This window comes from Thauera sp. 28 (genome assembly GCF_000310145.2).
In the GTDB taxonomy this organism is placed as follows: Bacteria; Pseudomonadota; Gammaproteobacteria; order Burkholderiales; family Rhodocyclaceae; genus Thauera; species Thauera mechernichensis.
Map to the genome: position 1 here is coordinate 48,969 of NZ_AMXA01000022.1, position 13,673 is coordinate 62,641.

A 13,673-nucleotide genomic window follows, 5' to 3' on the forward strand; every position below is an offset into this window, starting at 1 on the left:
GATGAATGAACCCTTGAACAAGGCGCTGCCGGGCGGCGTGGTGCCGATCGCCTCGCTCGACCTTGTGAGCGTGGCGCTGGAAGCGCTGATGACGCGGCATGCCAACGTGGCCGGCATGGGCGTGCTGTATGGCCCGCCGGGCCGCGGCAAGAGCATGGCCGCCGGCGCCATGGTGGCGCAGTACCGCGCGTACTACGTGCAGGTGCGCCGGGTTTGGAGCGTGAAGGTGGTGCTGCAGAAGGTGCTGCTGGAGATGGGTGTGGCGGCGCCGAACAAGGCCACCACGGCCGATCTGCTCGACCTGATCACCGCGCAGCTGGCCAAGAGCGGTCGCCCGCTGATCCTGGACGAGGCGGACTACCTGATCCGCAGCGACAGCCTGATCGAGACGGTGCGCGACATCTACGAGGGCAGCAAGAAGCCGGTGCTGCTGGTGGGCACCGACGAGCTGCGCGTGGGCCTGCGGCGCTGGAAGCAGATGCACAGCCGTGTTTACCAGTGGGTGGAAGCCCCAGCGGTGAGCCTGGCGGATGCGGTCAAGCTCGCCACCGTGTATGCGGCCGGCGTGCAGGTGGCGCCGGATCTATTGGCGGAGATCGTCGCGCGCGTCGATGGGTCGGTGCGCTACACCTGCGTGAACCTGGCGCGCATCCGCGACGAGGCGTTGGTGAGCGGTGAGGACGAGATGACGCTGGCCAAGTGGGGCGGGCGCGGCATCTACACCGACGAGAGCGAGGGGGTGGTGTGATGAAGGCCAGAGACCTCATCGAGAAGCTCTCAAGCATGCCGCCCGATGCGCAAGTTGAGATCAAGACGGCGGATCGATGCCTCGGGGTTGCGAAGGTAAAAGAAATGCGCATTGGAACCGCGGTCGTTAAGGCTGGCGGCGTCATTGAGATTGACGATGCCGTGCGTGACAACAGTTCGGCCGTCGTGTGGTTGGTTGCGGAGGGCTGGCACCGTGTCTCGTAAGCCCGCGCACCTCGAAATGACCGGCGGCAAGAGCCCGCGCCAGCGGGTGTGGGAGGCCATCCGCACGATGGCCGATCGTGAGGGCGGCTTCACCACCACCGACCTCACCCGAGCCAGCAAGGTCGGCCTGCCGCTGATCAGCGAATACATGAAGGCACTGGTGGCCGGCGGCTTTCTGCGGCGCGAGGACCGGCTCCGATTCGGCGCGGCACACCGTTACTGGCTGGTGAAGGACGTGGGCCTGGAAGCGCCCCGGTTACGCCGAGACGGCACCGCAGTCACACAGGGGCGCGGCAACGAGGCGATGTGGAACGCAATGCGCCACTTCCTGCCGACGTTCGACTTTCGTGAGCTGGCGGCCTATGCCTCGACGCCGGATCACCCGGTGTTCCCGGAGACGGCCAAGGCCTACATCGGCGCGCTGCATGCCGCCGGCTACCTGGACGAGGTTGCGCCGGCCAAGCTCGGCAGCAGGCCGATCGCGGCGCGTTACGCGTTGCGCCACGAGATGAAGACCGGCCCGCGCGCGCCAATGGTGCAACGCACGAAGGTGGTGTTCGACCCCAACCAAGGGCGCGTGGTGTGGCACGAAGAGCCGAGTTGGGAGGAGACATGAGTCTGACTGCTCTCACGCACGAAGCGCGTGCGCGTGCGCTCTCGCTGATCCGAGAAGAGGTTAGCACCAGCAGCAAGGCGGCCGTGGCGATGCGCCTGGGCTATTCGCGCCCGGCTGTATCGCGGCTGCTATCCGGCACCTACGGCGACCCCGACCAGTTGCTGCGCGCCGCCTTGACCGTGCTCGATTCAGTGGCCTGCCCGCACACCGGCCGTGAAGAGCCCCGCGCCTTGTGTGCCGAACAGGCCCGCTGCGAGCCGCCGACCCACAACCCGTTCCGCCTGGCGCACTGGCACGCATGCCGCCGCTGCGCGCACTTCGAGGGGAATCGAGATGAATGATTTTTTCGACTGGCTGCACGACGCCGCCGAGCGCGTCCTGCCCATGGTCTGCGCCTTTGGCCTCGGCGTGGTCATCGCCCTGGAGGCGGGCGATACAGAGCGCGAGACGCTGCGCGCCGCAGTTGTGTCGCTGGCCGACCAGGTCGAGCACACCCGCATTGCCTGCGGCGCCCAGCCCGACCCGGACGCCGTGTCGGTTTTCGTCGTCGCCGCCCAGGTGCAGCGATGACCGCCCGCGCCAGCTCCGCCGACCTCGGCGAACGCATCCTCGCACAGCTTGCCGGGCACGACAGCAAGCGCCCGGCGCGTGCCGACGACGTAGCCGCGCTGATCGGCGGCTGCGAGCACCTCTACTGGGCCGCCATCGAGCACCTCAAGGGCACGAGCCAGATCAACTGCGCCCACATCAAGCGCGGCACCGACCCCGAGCCCTGGCTCGCCATCTGGCCCACCGGCGCCCGCCCGCGCATGGACTCGTGGCACGCGCTCAACGCCCGCGGCCACTTCTCGACTACGCGCACCTTCACCCCGCAGCGCCTCCCGCAATCCATCGCAGCGCGCCGCGCTGCACAGGAGATCGAAATGAAGCAATCGCCCACCGCCACCCAGCAACGGCGCCAGAAGATCGCCGACCTCGTTGCCGGACGCCCGCTCACTGATGGGCTGCCGCTCAAGGCGCTCGTCGCCGAGCTCGACATCACCGTCGAAGGCGTGCGCCACCTGATCAAGAGCATGCTCGGCGGTCAGCGCGTCGCGCTCGGCAAGCTGCCGAAAGACCACGGCCACCGCGCCTATGACCCGGCTGCAGAGGTCGCCGCCGGCGAGCCGTTCGCGGCCGCCGACACAGCGCCGGGCGCCGAGCCGGAACCCGAGGTGCTCCCGGCCCAAACCCTCGAGCCCGCAGATCTCTCCACCGTCGCCGATTTCCTGGCCTCCGTATCCAACGCCCTCGGCGACATGGAACCCGATGACCCCGCGCCGCCTACTCCGCCGCAGACCAACCCCGCGCGCATCAGCTTCGCCTTGTGGGACGACGGGGGCTTATCCATCTACGACGGCGACGAGCTGCTGCAGATCGCCCCCGCAGATGTAGCCCGGCTCGCCCGTCTGCTCGGCGTGCCGCATGCATGCGAGGTGGCGGCATGATCCACTCAACCGCCACCCAGGGGATCCCAACGCTGGCGCAGCAGGTACAGGCCGCTAGTGCGGCCGCCCGCGCACAGGCCTGCGCCGCATTCTCCCGCGCCGCCCGATTTGGCCCCAGCTCATCGGTACCCCAGCGCCAAGGCGCGCTGCACCGCCAATGCATGCTCGCCGAACTGGCCGCGCGCGGCTCGCGCACCGTGCGCCAACTGCGCGACGCAATCGCCTCTGCGCCCGTGCCGGGGACAAACCCCGACATCAGCCATAACGCGGTCGCCAGCCTGGCAGTGGACATGTACGACCGCCGCTGGCTGGGCCGAGCCCTGCCAAGTCGAACGAATACCCCAGTGGGCATGGGGCGCGCGGCCACGTACTACATCACCGACCTCGGGCGGGCTGCGCTGGCCGCCATGCGCGAGGCCAACACCACCCCCGCAACCACTGGAGACCACTGACATGGCTACCCCCTCCCTCGACGACATCCGCGCAGCTGCCGACCGGCTGGCTGTTGCTCACACCGCAACTACCGCACGTGCGGCGCTTTGCCAGGACGAGATCAAAGCCGCCATCCAGCCCATCTACGACCGTCACCGCGCAGGCATGGACGCGGCGGCAGAAGAGGAAGCTGCCGCGCACCGCGCCCTGATGAGCTTGCTCGAGGCCGCGCCACAGCTGTTCGACAAGCCGCGCAGCATCAACGTCAACGGCGTCCGCGCTGGATACCGCAAAGCAGAAGATGCGCTCGACTGGGGTGATGACGCGGCGCTCATCAAGCGCATCCGGGCGCTGTTGCCGGCCCAAGCCGACCTGCTGATCCGCACCGAGGAAACGATTGTCATCGACGCCCTCTCGCAACTGCCCGCGGCGGCGCACCAAAAGCTCGGCATCAACCGCATCACGGGCGCAGACAACCCCTTTATCACGATCGGCGCAGCAGACGTGGAAAAGCTGGCTCAGGCGCTCATTGCAGATGCGATCCGGCGTCATGGCGAAGAAGACAAGCCCAGTGTCCGCAAGGGTAAGACGAAGGCAAAGAGCAAGGAATTGGCCTGACATGACCTCCCCGATCGAAATCACCGTGCGGCGCGGTCGCAACAACACCTACAGCTGCCGCATGGGGAACACGCGGGCCAGCAGCACGAACAGCGCGCAAGTCGCCGTTGAGCGACTGATGGACAAGTTCTGGAAGCCGGGCACGCACCGCGCAATCGAGATCGACCGCATCGGCGACACCACCCATTTCCACATTACGCCAATCACCTGAGTGCGGCATGACCGCAGGAAACCGTCGGGCACATAACGGAACCAGCCGGCACGGATACAGCAAAGGCCCGCCTTGGCGAAAGCCGCAAAGGGCGCCGGGAACCGGCAACCCCTCACAACCAATGGAGCATCGCAGCATGAACAAAGCACAACTGATCGCCGCCATCGCCGCCGACATCAACCTGCAGAAGGTGGTCGTCGAATCGGTCCTCGAATCCGCCGGCCGCGTCATCGCCCAGCACTTTGCAGGCGCAGACGCCGGCATCGACGCCGATGTCACGCTGCCCGGGCTGGGCAAGCTGAAGACCACCCTGCGCGCCGCGCGCACCGGCCGCAACCCGGCCACCGGCGAGGCGATCCAGATCCCCGAGCGCATGGTGGTCAAGTTCGTGGCGGGTAAGGCGCTGGAAGACTGGATCAATCCGTAACCCGTCTTGCCCGAGGGGCTGCGCCGTTACTGCGGGCCCCTCCATCAAGCCGAGTAACCCCACGCCCAGGAGCCGATGATGCTGCAACGCCTCGCCGAACACCTCGCCGACATGCTGCACGCCGCGCTGCTGTGGCTCATGCCCATTGATGAGGAGTGACGTCATGCCCCCCACCGCCCCCACCGCCGCGCAGCGCATCGCCCTGCGCAAGCGCGCCATATTTGCGGCCGCTGGCAAGGCCGGGCTCGACCTGCGCGATGCGGCCGAGCGCGGGCGCATGGTGCGCGAGCTGACGGGCGGGCGCTGCGCGAGCCTGTCTCAATGCAGCCTGGCCGAGCTCAACGCCATCCTCGACCACCTCAACCGCGGCCGCGAGGGCTATGCCGGGCGCCGGCGGGTAACCCCCAGCGCCGAGCGCGCCCCCCTGCTGAGCAAGGTCGACGCGTTGCTGGCCGAGCTGCACCGCGTCACCGGCACCGTGAAGCCCCTGTCCTACGCCGACGGCGTGGCGCGGCGGGTGTGCAAGCGTTCCAGCCTGGATTTTTGCGATACCGATGACCTGAAGAAGGTGGTCGCGGCGCTGGCCACCACGCTGCGCCACGAGCTGTCCGAGCGGGTGCCCTGATGAGCCGGACCTCGCTCGCCATCCTCGAGACCGACCTGCCCGCCAGCGTGCGCGACCTGGTGCGCTGGGTGGGCTGGCGCGGCGCCATGGCGCTGATCCGCGAGATGCCGGGCGCGCGCATCTACAGCCCGATGCGCGGTCCGCACTGGTCTGCGCGCGCCGACGCCCGCTTTGCCCGCGTGGCCGAACTGGTGGGCGAGCGCAACGCAGAAAAGCTCTACGAGATCATTGCCGGCACCGCCTTCGAAGTGCCCAACTGCCGGGCGGCCCTGCGCCGCGCGCGCAACCGTGCGGTGCGCGCGAGCTTTGACGCGGGCGCGCCCGTGGAGGCCCTGTGCGTCGACTTCGGGCTGTCTCGCCGCCAGGTGTATAGCGTGCTCAAGGAGGCCGACGAGCCGACCGCCGAGACGCCGCGCCAGGCCGACCTGCGCGGGCAGATGGGGCTGTTCTGAGGGCATACGGCGCAGGCCGCGCCCGGCAATGGCAGAATCATGTTTTTGCATGACAGGGAGAACCGCATGAAACGCCACATCCTCCTCGCCGCCGGGCTGCTGGCGGCATCGGCCGCGCACGCGCAGGTGTACAAGTGTGTGGAGGGCGGAGAGACGGTGTTCGCGGATAGACCCTGCGCTGCCGGCGACGTGCCGCTGGAAGTGCGCCCGGCGATGGGTAATGACCGGGAGAACGTCCGCACTCAGCGCGAAGCGCAGAGCCGGCAGCAGCAAGCGGACGCCGCTAAGCAAGAGCAGCAGCGCCGGGCCGAGGCAGCGGAACAACGTCGCATCCAGCGCGAAGCCGAGTTCCAGGCGCTGCGCCAAGAGCATGAGAAGCTGCGGCAGGACAGCCTAGAGCAAAGGGAACGGTATTTTGCCGAGCACGGAAACTACGGCGAGGACGCGGCGCCAGTGCGGACTGACATGACTCCCTGTGGAGACAAGACCTACGCGTTCGTGATGTCGCAGCGCGCGGTGCGCAGGCATCTTCTCGCCCCTTCGTCGGCGAGATTCGCCGGCCAGCCGATTGCGACAAGGTTCATTGGCAACTGCATGTGGGAAGTCCTTGGTGAGGTTGATGCACAAAACGCCTTTGGCGTGATGCTACGCAACGTCTACTCAGCCACGATGGAATATGAGCCGGCAGGCAACTCGTGGAGGGCGCACGAAGTGAGTATCGGCCCGATGCGTTGACGGCTGCGCCAAATCGGGCGCAAACTCCGCTCCGGTGCTCAAAACACCTCACACAGCGGTCGCCGCGCCCGACAGCAATGCGGTTTTTTTACGTCCATAGGTTTGCCTATGGCCGGGTGTGCGGCTAATACAACACCGGCGTCAGCCGGGAATACGCCCGCCGTCTGTGTGCGGTTTTGAGCACCCGGCCGCCCTCTCAAAAGGGGCGGAAACTCAAAATATCACACAGGAGTCAGCCGCAATGGCCACTCAATCTTTGTCTGTTTTCCAGTTCCACACGCACCAGGTGCGCGTCTTCCCGGCCGATGACGGACTTTCGTTCGTCGCTGTGGCAAAGGATGTCGCTGACGTGCTCGGCTATCCCACCGCAAAGGACTTTCTGCGGCAAGTGCCTGATTCCCATAAGGGTAGGCAAAAAGTGCCCACCCCCAGTGGCACTCAGGAAATGCTCGTCGTCGATGAATCCGGCCTGTACCGCGGCGTGCTCCGCTGCAACAAGCCCGAGGCCGAGCCCTTCATGGAATGGATCACCGCCGAAGTCCTGCCCAGCATCCGCCGCACCGGCGGCTATGTGCGCGAGGGCGCCGCGCAGCTGGCCATGGCGCAGGAGCTGGGCGCGCTGCGCGACGAGCTGCGCAGCCAGAACAACATGATCCTGGCCCTGTACGGCCAGCTCGACGGCGCCCGCCGCGGCCACGTGCGCGCGCTGACCACGCTGGCCGGCATCCACAAGCGCCAGGCCGCGCAAGAGGCCAAGGCGCTGGTGCTGACGCTGGAGGCTGCGGGCGTGCCGCGCGACGAGATTGCCCGGCGCACCGGCAAGACGCTCAACCACATCCGCCAGATCGTGCACCGCGACCGCCACGGCCGCGCCCCGCAGCAGGGTGCGCAGGGCGAGCTCGGGCTGGAGGGCTGAGCCATGATGCGCCACCTGGACCTTGCCGCCCTCAACGCCTTCAGCCGCATCCGCTCGCTGGCCGAGGCCGCCACCGCGCTGCAGGACGGCTGCGTGCCCGCCTCGGCAGAGCGCCGGCACGAGATCGTCTATGACCTGCTCGACACCATCGAGCTGCTGGCGCTGATCGGCGCCGCGCAGGCCGAAAACCCGCCCGAGGCGGCGCCGGCCTGACCCGCCCACTCCGCCCCACCCCCCGAGCCCCGCCCCGTGCGGGGCTTTGTCTTTACTGCGGGTGCAGCCCCGCACCCTGATCGAATTGCGCGCAAAACGCAGTATGGCGGCATGGCTGCCCCAACTGCACACCCCGCCCACTGCGCAAGCTGCGCGCACTTCAGCCGCCCCGCTGCGGACCGGCTGGTGGCGGTGTCCGGATTCGGGCGCTGCGCGCACCATGCGACGGGCCACTATGTGTCGCCCGCGGTGCGCTTTGGTTGCCGCTTCCACCCTGCGCGCTGGCGGGCGGCATGAGGCCCGGGCGCGTTGCGGTGGGCGCACTGATGCTGAGTGCGGCCGGGCTCGGCGGGCTGGTGGGCTACGAGAGCTACACGGGGCACGCGATACAGCCGGTGCCCGGCGACCGCTGGACCTACGGCTTTGGCTCGACGGTACGCGCGGACGGCACCGCAGTGCAGCCGGGCGACCGCATCACGCCGCCGGCTGCGGTGCGCCTGACGGTGGCCCACATTGGCCGCGACGAGCCCGCGCTGCGGCGCTGCTTCGACGGCGCCACGCTGCACCAGTGGGAGTGGGACGCGGTGGTGAAGCTGGCCTACAACGTGGGCCCGGCGGCGGTGTGCCGGTCGAGCATGCCCGGCAAGGCGCGGCGCGGCGAGTACGCCGAGATGTGCCGCACGCTGCTCGACTTCCGCCGCGTGCAGGGGCGCGACTGCTCGCTGCCCGAGCACAGCCGCTTCTGCGGTGGCGTGTGGCGCACCCGCCAGGCCGAATACACGCTGTGCATGGAGGGCTACCCGCAGTGAGCCCCGGTGTGAGCACGATGGCGCGCCCGTTTGGTATTGCGACCGTCCTGTTGGGCGCGGCGCTGCTGCTGGCGCTGGCTGCGGGCCGCGTGGGCTACCGCTTGGGCGCCGCCGGCACGGCCGAACTGCGCACCGCGCATGCGCAGGCGCTGTTTGCCGCCGCGGAGGGCGCCAGCCTGGCGTTGTACCAGGCGCAGCAGCGCGGCGACGCACTGACGCGCGAACTGGCCACTGCGCGCGAGACCGCCCACCAACTTACACAGGAGCGCACCCGCCATGTTCAAACCGTTACCGAAGGCCGCGCTTGCCTCGGCGAGCCTGCTCTGCGCCTGCTCGACGGCGCCCCCGGTTTATCAATGCACGTGCCCCAGCCCGCCGGCGGCACTGCTGGCGCCGATGCCGGCCGCGTTGCCACCGATGCCGACGTCACCGGCTGGGCGCTCGGGGCCGGCGCGCAGTATGCCGAGTGCGCCCGCCGCCTCAACGCCCTGATCGATTGGCACACCAAAGAGGACCCTGCCCCGTGATCATCGAAATCAACTATCTCACCGTGCTCGTGCTGGCCGGCGTGCTGTCTGGAATCGGCGGGGTGCTGTGGGCGGCCGGGCGCAGCCTGCTGCAGCAGTACGGCAACCTGCTGCGCGACCAGTTGGCCGCGCACCGGCAGGACAGCCAGGCGCGCCAGGCCGACATCACCCAGCGCCTGGAGCATATCGAGCAGACGCTCGAGGGACACGCCGGCCGGCTCAGCCGGCTCGATGCCGAGCTTGCCCGTGTGCCCACCGATGAGGACCTGGAGAAGATCTACGCCCGCATCAACGCCTCGGCCACCGACCTGGCCGAGGTGAAGGGCACGCTGCGGGGCATCAGCGACAACCTGCGCACCTTGATGGCGCGCATTACCGAGCGGGGGCTGCAATGAGCACGATCGCCCAGCGTGAGGCCGAGCGCATCCGCCGGCAGGGCATTCTGAGCCTGCTCTATTTTGCGCCGGGCCAGTCGATGACGGCGCGGCGGCTGCGCGACGAGCTCGAGGCGGTGCATGGCCAAGTGGCCACGGTCGACCGCGTGCGCGCGGACCTGATCTGGCTTGCCGATGTGGGCCTGGTGGTGGGCAGCGGCGATGCGGCGATGCTGACCGAACGCGGGCGCGACGTGGTGCTCGACCGCAGCGCCATGCCTGGGGCGGCGTGATGGCCCACAGCGACGACACCCGCCGCGCCGTGCGCGCGAGCTTTGTGTTTGACCAGCTCACGCTCGAGGCATCGGCCGCGCTGCACCAGGTGCCGGTACCCACCGCCAGGCGGTGGAAGGGCGAGGCGCGCCGTGCCGGTGACGACTGGGACAAGGCCCAGGCGGCGCAGCTGTTGGCCGGCGGCGGCATCGAGGAGATCGCCCGCCAGACGATGGCCGCGTTCATCCAGCAGGTGCAGGCGACGACAACTGCGCTGCAGGCCGACACCGATCTGCCGCCTGCCGAGCGGGCCAAGCTGCTCGCGAGCTTGTCGGACAGCTTCGCGAAGCTGATGGTGAGCAACCGCCGGCTGATGCCCGAGACGGACAGGCTGGCCGTTGCGCTGGATGTGATCAAGCGGCTGCTGGAATTCACCAAGTCGCGTTACCCAGGTAACGCGGCCGGGCTGGCCGAGATGCTGGAAGCGTTCGGCGAAGAGCTGGGGAAGGCTTATGGCTGATCCTCTGATGCCGACGCGCGGAAGGTTGTATGGCCGCTAAACCCACCACCGAACGCGACTTCCGCGACGACTTGGCCGACCTGGTCGCCGAGCTGCGCCGGGACATCACTGCGCACCAGGTCGGGCTGGACCCGTCGCCGGCTGCGCGTGCGGCGCGTCGCCGGCGCGTGCTGGTCGATCGCGACTTCGAGTTCTTCGCCCACACCTACTTCCCGCACCACATCCGCGCGCCGTCGTCGAGCTTTCATCGGCACTTCTTCACCCGCTTCCCGCAGCTGCTGGACGCACCCGGCGGCTGCAAGGAGTGGTGGATTGCTCCGCGCGGCGAGGCCAAGTCCTCACTCGCGACCAAGGTCGGCCCCTGCTGGGTGGCCGTACGCGCGCTGCTGCAGAAGGCCGACGTGCGCAAGGACATCAACTGGCCAGCCGTGGCGGTGCTGCCGTACTTTGTGGATTACGTGGTGCTGCTCGGCGCCGAAACCAAGTTGCCCACCAAGCTGTTGGAGGTGGTGAAGACCGAACTCACGGTGAACGCCGCGCTGGCGCTGGACTTCCCCGAGGCCTGCGGTCGCGGGCCACAGTGGAAGGTGGGCGAGTTCGTCAGCCGCGCCGGCGTCAAGTTCGAGGCCTTCGGCGCCGAGCAGGCTATTCGCGGCACTTTCCACGGCGCAAGCCGCCCCAAGGTGTTGCTGGGCGACGACCTGATCACCGACAAGGAAGCCAAGAGCCCCACCGAGCGCAATAACCGCTGGGACTGGCTGGAAAAGGCCATCGACTACCTCGGCCCGCCGGACGGTTCGGTCAAGTACGTGGGCGTGGGCACCATCCTGGACAAGGATGATCCCATCAGCCGCGCCAAGCGCACCGTGGGCCACCTGGTGCATCACTTCCGCGCCATCGAGCAGTTCCCCAAGCACATGGATCTGTGGAACGAATGCCAACAGATCATGCTGAACGACGACAAGGCCGTCATGGAGGACTTCGCCGAGCGCGGCCAGGTCGCGCCGGACGCCGCGCTGCCGTCCTTCCGCTTCTACCAGGAACACCGCGCGGAGATGGACGAAGGCGCGGTGATCAGCTGGCCCGGTGTGCGCTCGTTGTTCTGGCTGATGCGCCAACGCGCCAAGAACGCCCGCGCGTTCGGCACCGAGCTGCAGGGCGACCCGCGTAGCGATGAAGACAAGGTCTTCGCCGGCTACAAGTTCTGGGTGGTACGCGGGCAATGGATCATGTTCGGCGCCTGCGACCCGTCCGTTGGCCGCGGGCAGTCGTCAGACCCCTCCGCGATCCTGATCGGCGGCTATGACAAAGCCCGCGCGAAGCTCAATGTGATTGAGGCGGTGATCAAGCGCCGCGTGCCGAGCAAGCTGGAGGCGGATCTCATCGCCACGCAACGCGAATATGGGTGCGCTGCAATTGGCTTCGAGAACAACGTCGCCTTCGAAGCGCAGCGGCAGAACATCGTGCGCGAGTCAGTGCGCCGGGGGTGCCCCGTGCCGCTGGTGGGGGTTACCGCAGTTGGCGACCGGGACGCCCGTATCGACAGCTTGGAGCCGTTCATCACCGACGCCATGGAGCCGAGCATCCTGTTCTCGCCCGGCCTTGTGGCGCTGCTTGCTGAGCTGGACAGCTGGCCTGAACCGCAGAGCGGGCACCACTACGACGGCCTGTCAGCCCTGCACATCCTGTGGATGATCGCCACCACACGCGCGGTGGGGATGGAGGGTTTCCAGAGCCTGGGGCGGCACGGCGCCCGCCAGGCGCGTGATGGCGACTGCGCCACGGATGATATCGGCGGGTTTGGTGGGCGGAGGATGTTTTGATGGAGCGTACCGAGCGCATCTCCGTCTCCTGGACCTGGGGTATTCGTTGCAACTCGCCGCGGGGCTGGCGGCAGCAAGCCGGCCAGGCGTTGTTGCGCCTGGTCGGCTGGATCGATGGCCGCTGGCTCCTGGCCGTCGATATCAGCGCCAAGCCTGCGCTGCCCAATAGGGAGATCTCCCAGTGCTTGAGGGCAGGACTTGAACATGCCAACAGGCTGGTCGGTGATAGCGCCCGCAACGCATGTTTCGAAGAGGCACTGCGCCAAGCGCGCCCGGATCTGTACGAACAGGACACCCCATGAGAATCATCGACGCCCACGGCAACCCCTTCAAGGCCGGCGAGCTGCGCGAGCCGCAGACGAGCCGCATTGCGGTGCTGCAGCACCAGATGATCGAGTCGCAGCTCGACGGGCTGACGCCTGCGCGGGCAGCTCGAATCCTGCGCGACGCGGACCAGGGCAACCTGACCGCCCAGGCGCAGCTGTTTGACGACATGCTCGATCGCGACGCCCATTGCCGCGCGGAATACGACAAGCGCCGCAGCGCCCCGGTGGCGCTGGACTGGAGCATCGAGCCGCCGACCAACGCCAGCGCCGCGGAGAAGGCCGCTGCGGCCTACGCCGAGGAGGTGCTGCGCGATACGGTCGATGACCTTGAGGACGTGATCCTTGCGATGATGGACGCACCCGGCTACGGCTACGCTGGCATCGAGCTGGAGTGGGAGCGCGTGGGGCGCGACTGGGTGCCGAACTTCCATCCCCGCCCGCAGACCTGGCTGACCACCGACCTGCTGCGCCGCGAGCTGCGCCTGGTCGATGGTACGGGCGACGGTGCGCCGCTGCAGCCCGGCGGCTGGATCCTGCACACCCCGGCCAAGACCAAGACGGGCTATGTCGGGCGCGCGGGGCTGTTCCGCGCCTGCCTGTGGCCCTTCCTCTACAAGAGCTACGCGGTGGGCGACTTTGCGGAGTTCCTCGAGACCTACGGGTTACCCATCATTCTGGGTAAATACATGGCGGGGGCGACCCCGGAGGAGAAGGCCAGCCTGCTGCGCGCGGTGGCGGCGTTGGGGCACGATGCGCGCGCGATCATGCCCGAGGGCATGAGCCTGGAGATCCAGAAAGTGACGGGCGGTGGCGAGGGCAGCCACCACCTGGCGATGGTCGACTGGGCCGACCGCGCCCAGTCCAAGGCCATCCTCGGGCAGACCACCAGTAGCGAGGCAAAGGCCACCGGCATGGGCAGCGGCATTGCGACGCTGCATGGCGAGGTGCGCCACGACATTCTGCGCAGCGACGCCCGTCAGGTGGCGGGCACGCTTACGCGCGACCTGGTGTACACGTTGGTCGCGCTCAACCGCCCTGGCGTGGACAACTACCGCCGCTGCCCGCGCTGGGTGTTTGACCTGGGCGAATCCGAAGACCTGGCGCAGTACGCCGAGGCGCTGCCCAAGCTTGTGGGGGTGGGCTTCAAGATCCCGCGCGCATGGGCGCACGGCAAGCTGCGCATCCCCGAGCCTGACGCCAAGGAAGATGTGCTGGCGGTGTCGCGCCCGGACATGGTGGCCCCGCCGGCGATGCGCCCGGCGGCGCTGCGGGCGGGTGCGCGCTGGCGGGCGGCGGCTGTGGCCGCGCTCAGTGCAA

At 68.3% G+C, this 13,673-nt stretch carries 24 protein-coding genes; all 24 read left to right on the top strand.

Annotated features, from left to right (window positions below):
* The first annotated feature begins 1 nt into the window (after nt 1).
* Nucleotides 2-748 (top strand): AAA family ATPase, encoded by a 747-nt coding sequence (locus tag C662_RS14330; protein WP_157354551.1) that lies wholly within the window; start codon nt 2-4, stop codon nt 746-748.
* On the top strand, nt 748-972 hold the full coding sequence (locus C662_RS14335) for a hypothetical protein (RefSeq protein ID WP_002930528.1): 225 nt from the start codon (nt 748-750) through the stop codon (nt 970-972). Before C662_RS14330 ends, C662_RS14335 begins: the two co-directional genes overlap by 1 nt.
* Nucleotides 962-1,588, top strand: coding sequence for a hypothetical protein (locus C662_RS14340; protein ID WP_037984714.1), 627 nt, complete (start codon nt 962-964; stop codon nt 1,586-1,588). Before C662_RS14335 ends, C662_RS14340 begins: the two co-directional genes overlap by 11 nt.
* Entirely contained in the window at nt 1,585-1,929 is a 345-nt protein-coding gene (locus tag C662_RS14345; protein ID WP_002930532.1) for a transcriptional regulator, read from the top strand. The genes C662_RS14340 and C662_RS14345 overlap by 4 nt, the downstream gene beginning before the upstream one ends.
* Complete coding sequence (locus tag C662_RS14350) at nt 1,922-2,158, top strand: hypothetical protein (protein WP_002930534.1); 237 nt, start codon at nt 1,922-1,924, stop codon at nt 2,156-2,158. Before C662_RS14345 ends, C662_RS14350 begins: the two co-directional genes overlap by 8 nt.
* Complete coding sequence (locus C662_RS14355) at nt 2,155-3,075, top strand: hypothetical protein (protein ID WP_002930536.1); 921 nt, start codon at nt 2,155-2,157, stop codon at nt 3,073-3,075. Before C662_RS14350 ends, C662_RS14355 begins: the two co-directional genes overlap by 4 nt.
* Nucleotides 3,072-3,527 carry a hypothetical protein gene (locus C662_RS20330; RefSeq protein WP_157354553.1) on the top strand — a complete coding sequence of 152 codons (456 nt, stop codon included), beginning with the start codon at nt 3,072-3,074 and terminating at the stop codon, nt 3,525-3,527. Before C662_RS14355 ends, C662_RS20330 begins: the two co-directional genes overlap by 4 nt.
* 1 nt (nt 3,528) lies before the next feature.
* Nucleotides 3,529-4,125 (top strand): hypothetical protein, encoded by a 597-nt coding sequence (locus C662_RS14365; RefSeq protein WP_002930540.1) that lies wholly within the window; start codon nt 3,529-3,531, stop codon nt 4,123-4,125.
* Nucleotide 4,126: 1 nt separating this feature from the next.
* Nucleotides 4,127-4,336: a hypothetical protein gene (locus tag C662_RS14370; RefSeq protein ID WP_002930542.1), complete on the top strand. Its 210-nt coding sequence runs from the start codon at nt 4,127-4,129 to the stop codon at nt 4,334-4,336.
* Nucleotides 4,337-4,472: 136 nt separating this feature from the next.
* Entirely contained in the window at nt 4,473-4,763 is a 291-nt protein-coding gene (locus C662_RS14375) for an HU family DNA-binding protein (protein ID WP_157354555.1), read from the top strand.
* Nucleotides 4,764-4,926: 163 nt separating this feature from the next.
* Nucleotides 4,927-5,388: a phage protein GemA/Gp16 family protein gene (locus C662_RS14380; RefSeq protein ID WP_002930544.1), complete on the top strand. Its 462-nt coding sequence runs from the start codon at nt 4,927-4,929 to the stop codon at nt 5,386-5,388.
* Entirely contained in the window at nt 5,388-5,840 is a 453-nt protein-coding gene (locus tag C662_RS14385; protein ID WP_002930552.1) for a Mor transcription activator family protein, read from the top strand. The genes C662_RS14380 and C662_RS14385 overlap by 1 nt, the downstream gene beginning before the upstream one ends.
* 66 nt (nt 5,841-5,906) lie before the next feature.
* The gene (locus tag C662_RS14390) at nt 5,907-6,575 is read left to right on the top strand and encodes a DUF4124 domain-containing protein (protein WP_002930554.1); all 669 of its coding nucleotides are present in this window, start codon (nt 5,907-5,909) and stop codon (nt 6,573-6,575) included.
* Between the two features lie 241 nt (nt 6,576-6,816).
* Nucleotides 6,817-7,491, top strand: coding sequence for a BRO-N domain-containing protein (locus C662_RS19805; protein WP_083485767.1), 675 nt, complete (start codon nt 6,817-6,819; stop codon nt 7,489-7,491).
* Nucleotides 7,492-7,494: 3 nt separating this feature from the next.
* Nucleotides 7,495-7,704 carry a hypothetical protein gene (locus tag C662_RS14400; protein WP_002930562.1) on the top strand — a complete coding sequence of 70 codons (210 nt, stop codon included), beginning with the start codon at nt 7,495-7,497 and terminating at the stop codon, nt 7,702-7,704.
* A gap of 111 nt (nt 7,705-7,815) precedes the next feature.
* Nucleotides 7,816-8,001, top strand: coding sequence for a hypothetical protein (locus C662_RS20335; RefSeq protein ID WP_157354557.1), 186 nt, complete (start codon nt 7,816-7,818; stop codon nt 7,999-8,001).
* A complete protein-coding gene (locus C662_RS14405) occupies nt 7,998-8,513 on the top strand; it encodes a glycoside hydrolase family protein (RefSeq protein WP_002930563.1) in 516 nt (171 codons plus the stop codon). Before C662_RS20335 ends, C662_RS14405 begins: the two co-directional genes overlap by 4 nt.
* A gap of 17 nt (nt 8,514-8,530) precedes the next feature.
* On the top strand, nt 8,531-9,040 hold the full coding sequence (locus C662_RS14410; RefSeq protein ID WP_037984723.1) for a hypothetical protein: 510 nt from the start codon (nt 8,531-8,533) through the stop codon (nt 9,038-9,040).
* A complete protein-coding gene (locus C662_RS14415; RefSeq protein ID WP_002930566.1) occupies nt 9,037-9,435 on the top strand; it encodes a hypothetical protein in 399 nt (132 codons plus the stop codon). Before C662_RS14410 ends, C662_RS14415 begins: the two co-directional genes overlap by 4 nt.
* Entirely contained in the window at nt 9,432-9,707 is a 276-nt protein-coding gene (locus C662_RS14420) for a hypothetical protein (RefSeq protein ID WP_002930567.1), read from the top strand. The genes C662_RS14415 and C662_RS14420 overlap by 4 nt, the downstream gene beginning before the upstream one ends.
* Nucleotides 9,707-10,207 (top strand): DUF1804 family protein, encoded by a 501-nt coding sequence (locus C662_RS14425; protein WP_002930568.1) that lies wholly within the window; start codon nt 9,707-9,709, stop codon nt 10,205-10,207. The genes C662_RS14420 and C662_RS14425 overlap by 1 nt, the downstream gene beginning before the upstream one ends.
* Before the next feature lie 29 nt (nt 10,208-10,236).
* Nucleotides 10,237-12,030, top strand: a complete 1,794-nt coding sequence (gene terL, locus C662_RS14430) for a phage terminase large subunit (protein ID WP_002930569.1) — start codon at nt 10,237-10,239, stop codon at nt 12,028-12,030.
* A complete protein-coding gene (locus C662_RS14435; protein ID WP_002930570.1) occupies nt 12,030-12,332 on the top strand; it encodes a hypothetical protein in 303 nt (100 codons plus the stop codon). The genes terL and C662_RS14435 overlap by 1 nt, the downstream gene beginning before the upstream one ends.
* Nucleotides 12,329-13,673: phage portal protein family protein (locus C662_RS14440; protein WP_002930571.1), on the top strand; the 1,345-nt coding region annotated here is incomplete at its 3' end. The genes C662_RS14435 and C662_RS14440, both read left to right, overlap by 4 nt.

Bases quoted from the DNA above. Each gene is read 5' to 3' on its own strand.
- C662_RS14375 (WP_157354555.1), top strand. From the start codon at position 4,473: ATGAACAAAGCACAACTGATCGCCGCCATCGCCGCCGACATCAACCTG.
- C662_RS20330 (WP_157354553.1), top strand. From the start codon at position 3,072: ATGATCCACTCAACCGCCACCCAGGGGATCCCAACGCTGGCGCAGCAG.
- terL (WP_002930569.1), top strand. From the start codon at position 10,237: ATGGCCGCTAAACCCACCACCGAACGCGACTTCCGCGACGACTTGGCC.
- C662_RS14355 (WP_002930536.1), top strand. From the start codon at position 2,155: ATGACCGCCCGCGCCAGCTCCGCCGACCTCGGCGAACGCATCCTCGCA.
- C662_RS14345 (WP_002930532.1), top strand. From the start codon at position 1,585: ATGAGTCTGACTGCTCTCACGCACGAAGCGCGTGCGCGTGCGCTCTCG.
- C662_RS14365 (WP_002930540.1), top strand. From the start codon at position 3,529: ATGGCTACCCCCTCCCTCGACGACATCCGCGCAGCTGCCGACCGGCTG.
- C662_RS14380 (WP_002930544.1), top strand. From the start codon at position 4,927: ATGCCCCCCACCGCCCCCACCGCCGCGCAGCGCATCGCCCTGCGCAAG.
- C662_RS14405 (WP_002930563.1), top strand. From the start codon at position 7,998: ATGAGGCCCGGGCGCGTTGCGGTGGGCGCACTGATGCTGAGTGCGGCC.
- C662_RS14400 (WP_002930562.1), top strand. From the start codon at position 7,495: ATGATGCGCCACCTGGACCTTGCCGCCCTCAACGCCTTCAGCCGCATC.
- C662_RS20335 (WP_157354557.1), top strand. From the start codon at position 7,816: ATGGCTGCCCCAACTGCACACCCCGCCCACTGCGCAAGCTGCGCGCAC.
- C662_RS14330 (WP_157354551.1), top strand. From the start codon at position 2: ATGAATGAACCCTTGAACAAGGCGCTGCCGGGCGGCGTGGTGCCGATC.
- C662_RS14420 (WP_002930567.1), top strand. From the start codon at position 9,432: ATGAGCACGATCGCCCAGCGTGAGGCCGAGCGCATCCGCCGGCAGGGC.
- C662_RS14410 (WP_037984723.1), top strand. From the start codon at position 8,531: ATGGCGCGCCCGTTTGGTATTGCGACCGTCCTGTTGGGCGCGGCGCTG.
- C662_RS14425 (WP_002930568.1), top strand. From the start codon at position 9,707: ATGGCCCACAGCGACGACACCCGCCGCGCCGTGCGCGCGAGCTTTGTG.
- C662_RS14385 (WP_002930552.1), top strand. From the start codon at position 5,388: ATGAGCCGGACCTCGCTCGCCATCCTCGAGACCGACCTGCCCGCCAGC.
- C662_RS14390 (WP_002930554.1), top strand. From the start codon at position 5,907: ATGAAACGCCACATCCTCCTCGCCGCCGGGCTGCTGGCGGCATCGGCC.
- C662_RS14335 (WP_002930528.1), top strand. From the start codon at position 748: ATGAAGGCCAGAGACCTCATCGAGAAGCTCTCAAGCATGCCGCCCGAT.
- C662_RS14370 (WP_002930542.1), top strand. From the start codon at position 4,127: ATGACCTCCCCGATCGAAATCACCGTGCGGCGCGGTCGCAACAACACC.
- C662_RS14350 (WP_002930534.1), top strand. From the start codon at position 1,922: ATGAATGATTTTTTCGACTGGCTGCACGACGCCGCCGAGCGCGTCCTG.
- C662_RS14435 (WP_002930570.1), top strand. From the start codon at position 12,030: ATGGAGCGTACCGAGCGCATCTCCGTCTCCTGGACCTGGGGTATTCGT.
- C662_RS19805 (WP_083485767.1), top strand. From the start codon at position 6,817: ATGGCCACTCAATCTTTGTCTGTTTTCCAGTTCCACACGCACCAGGTG.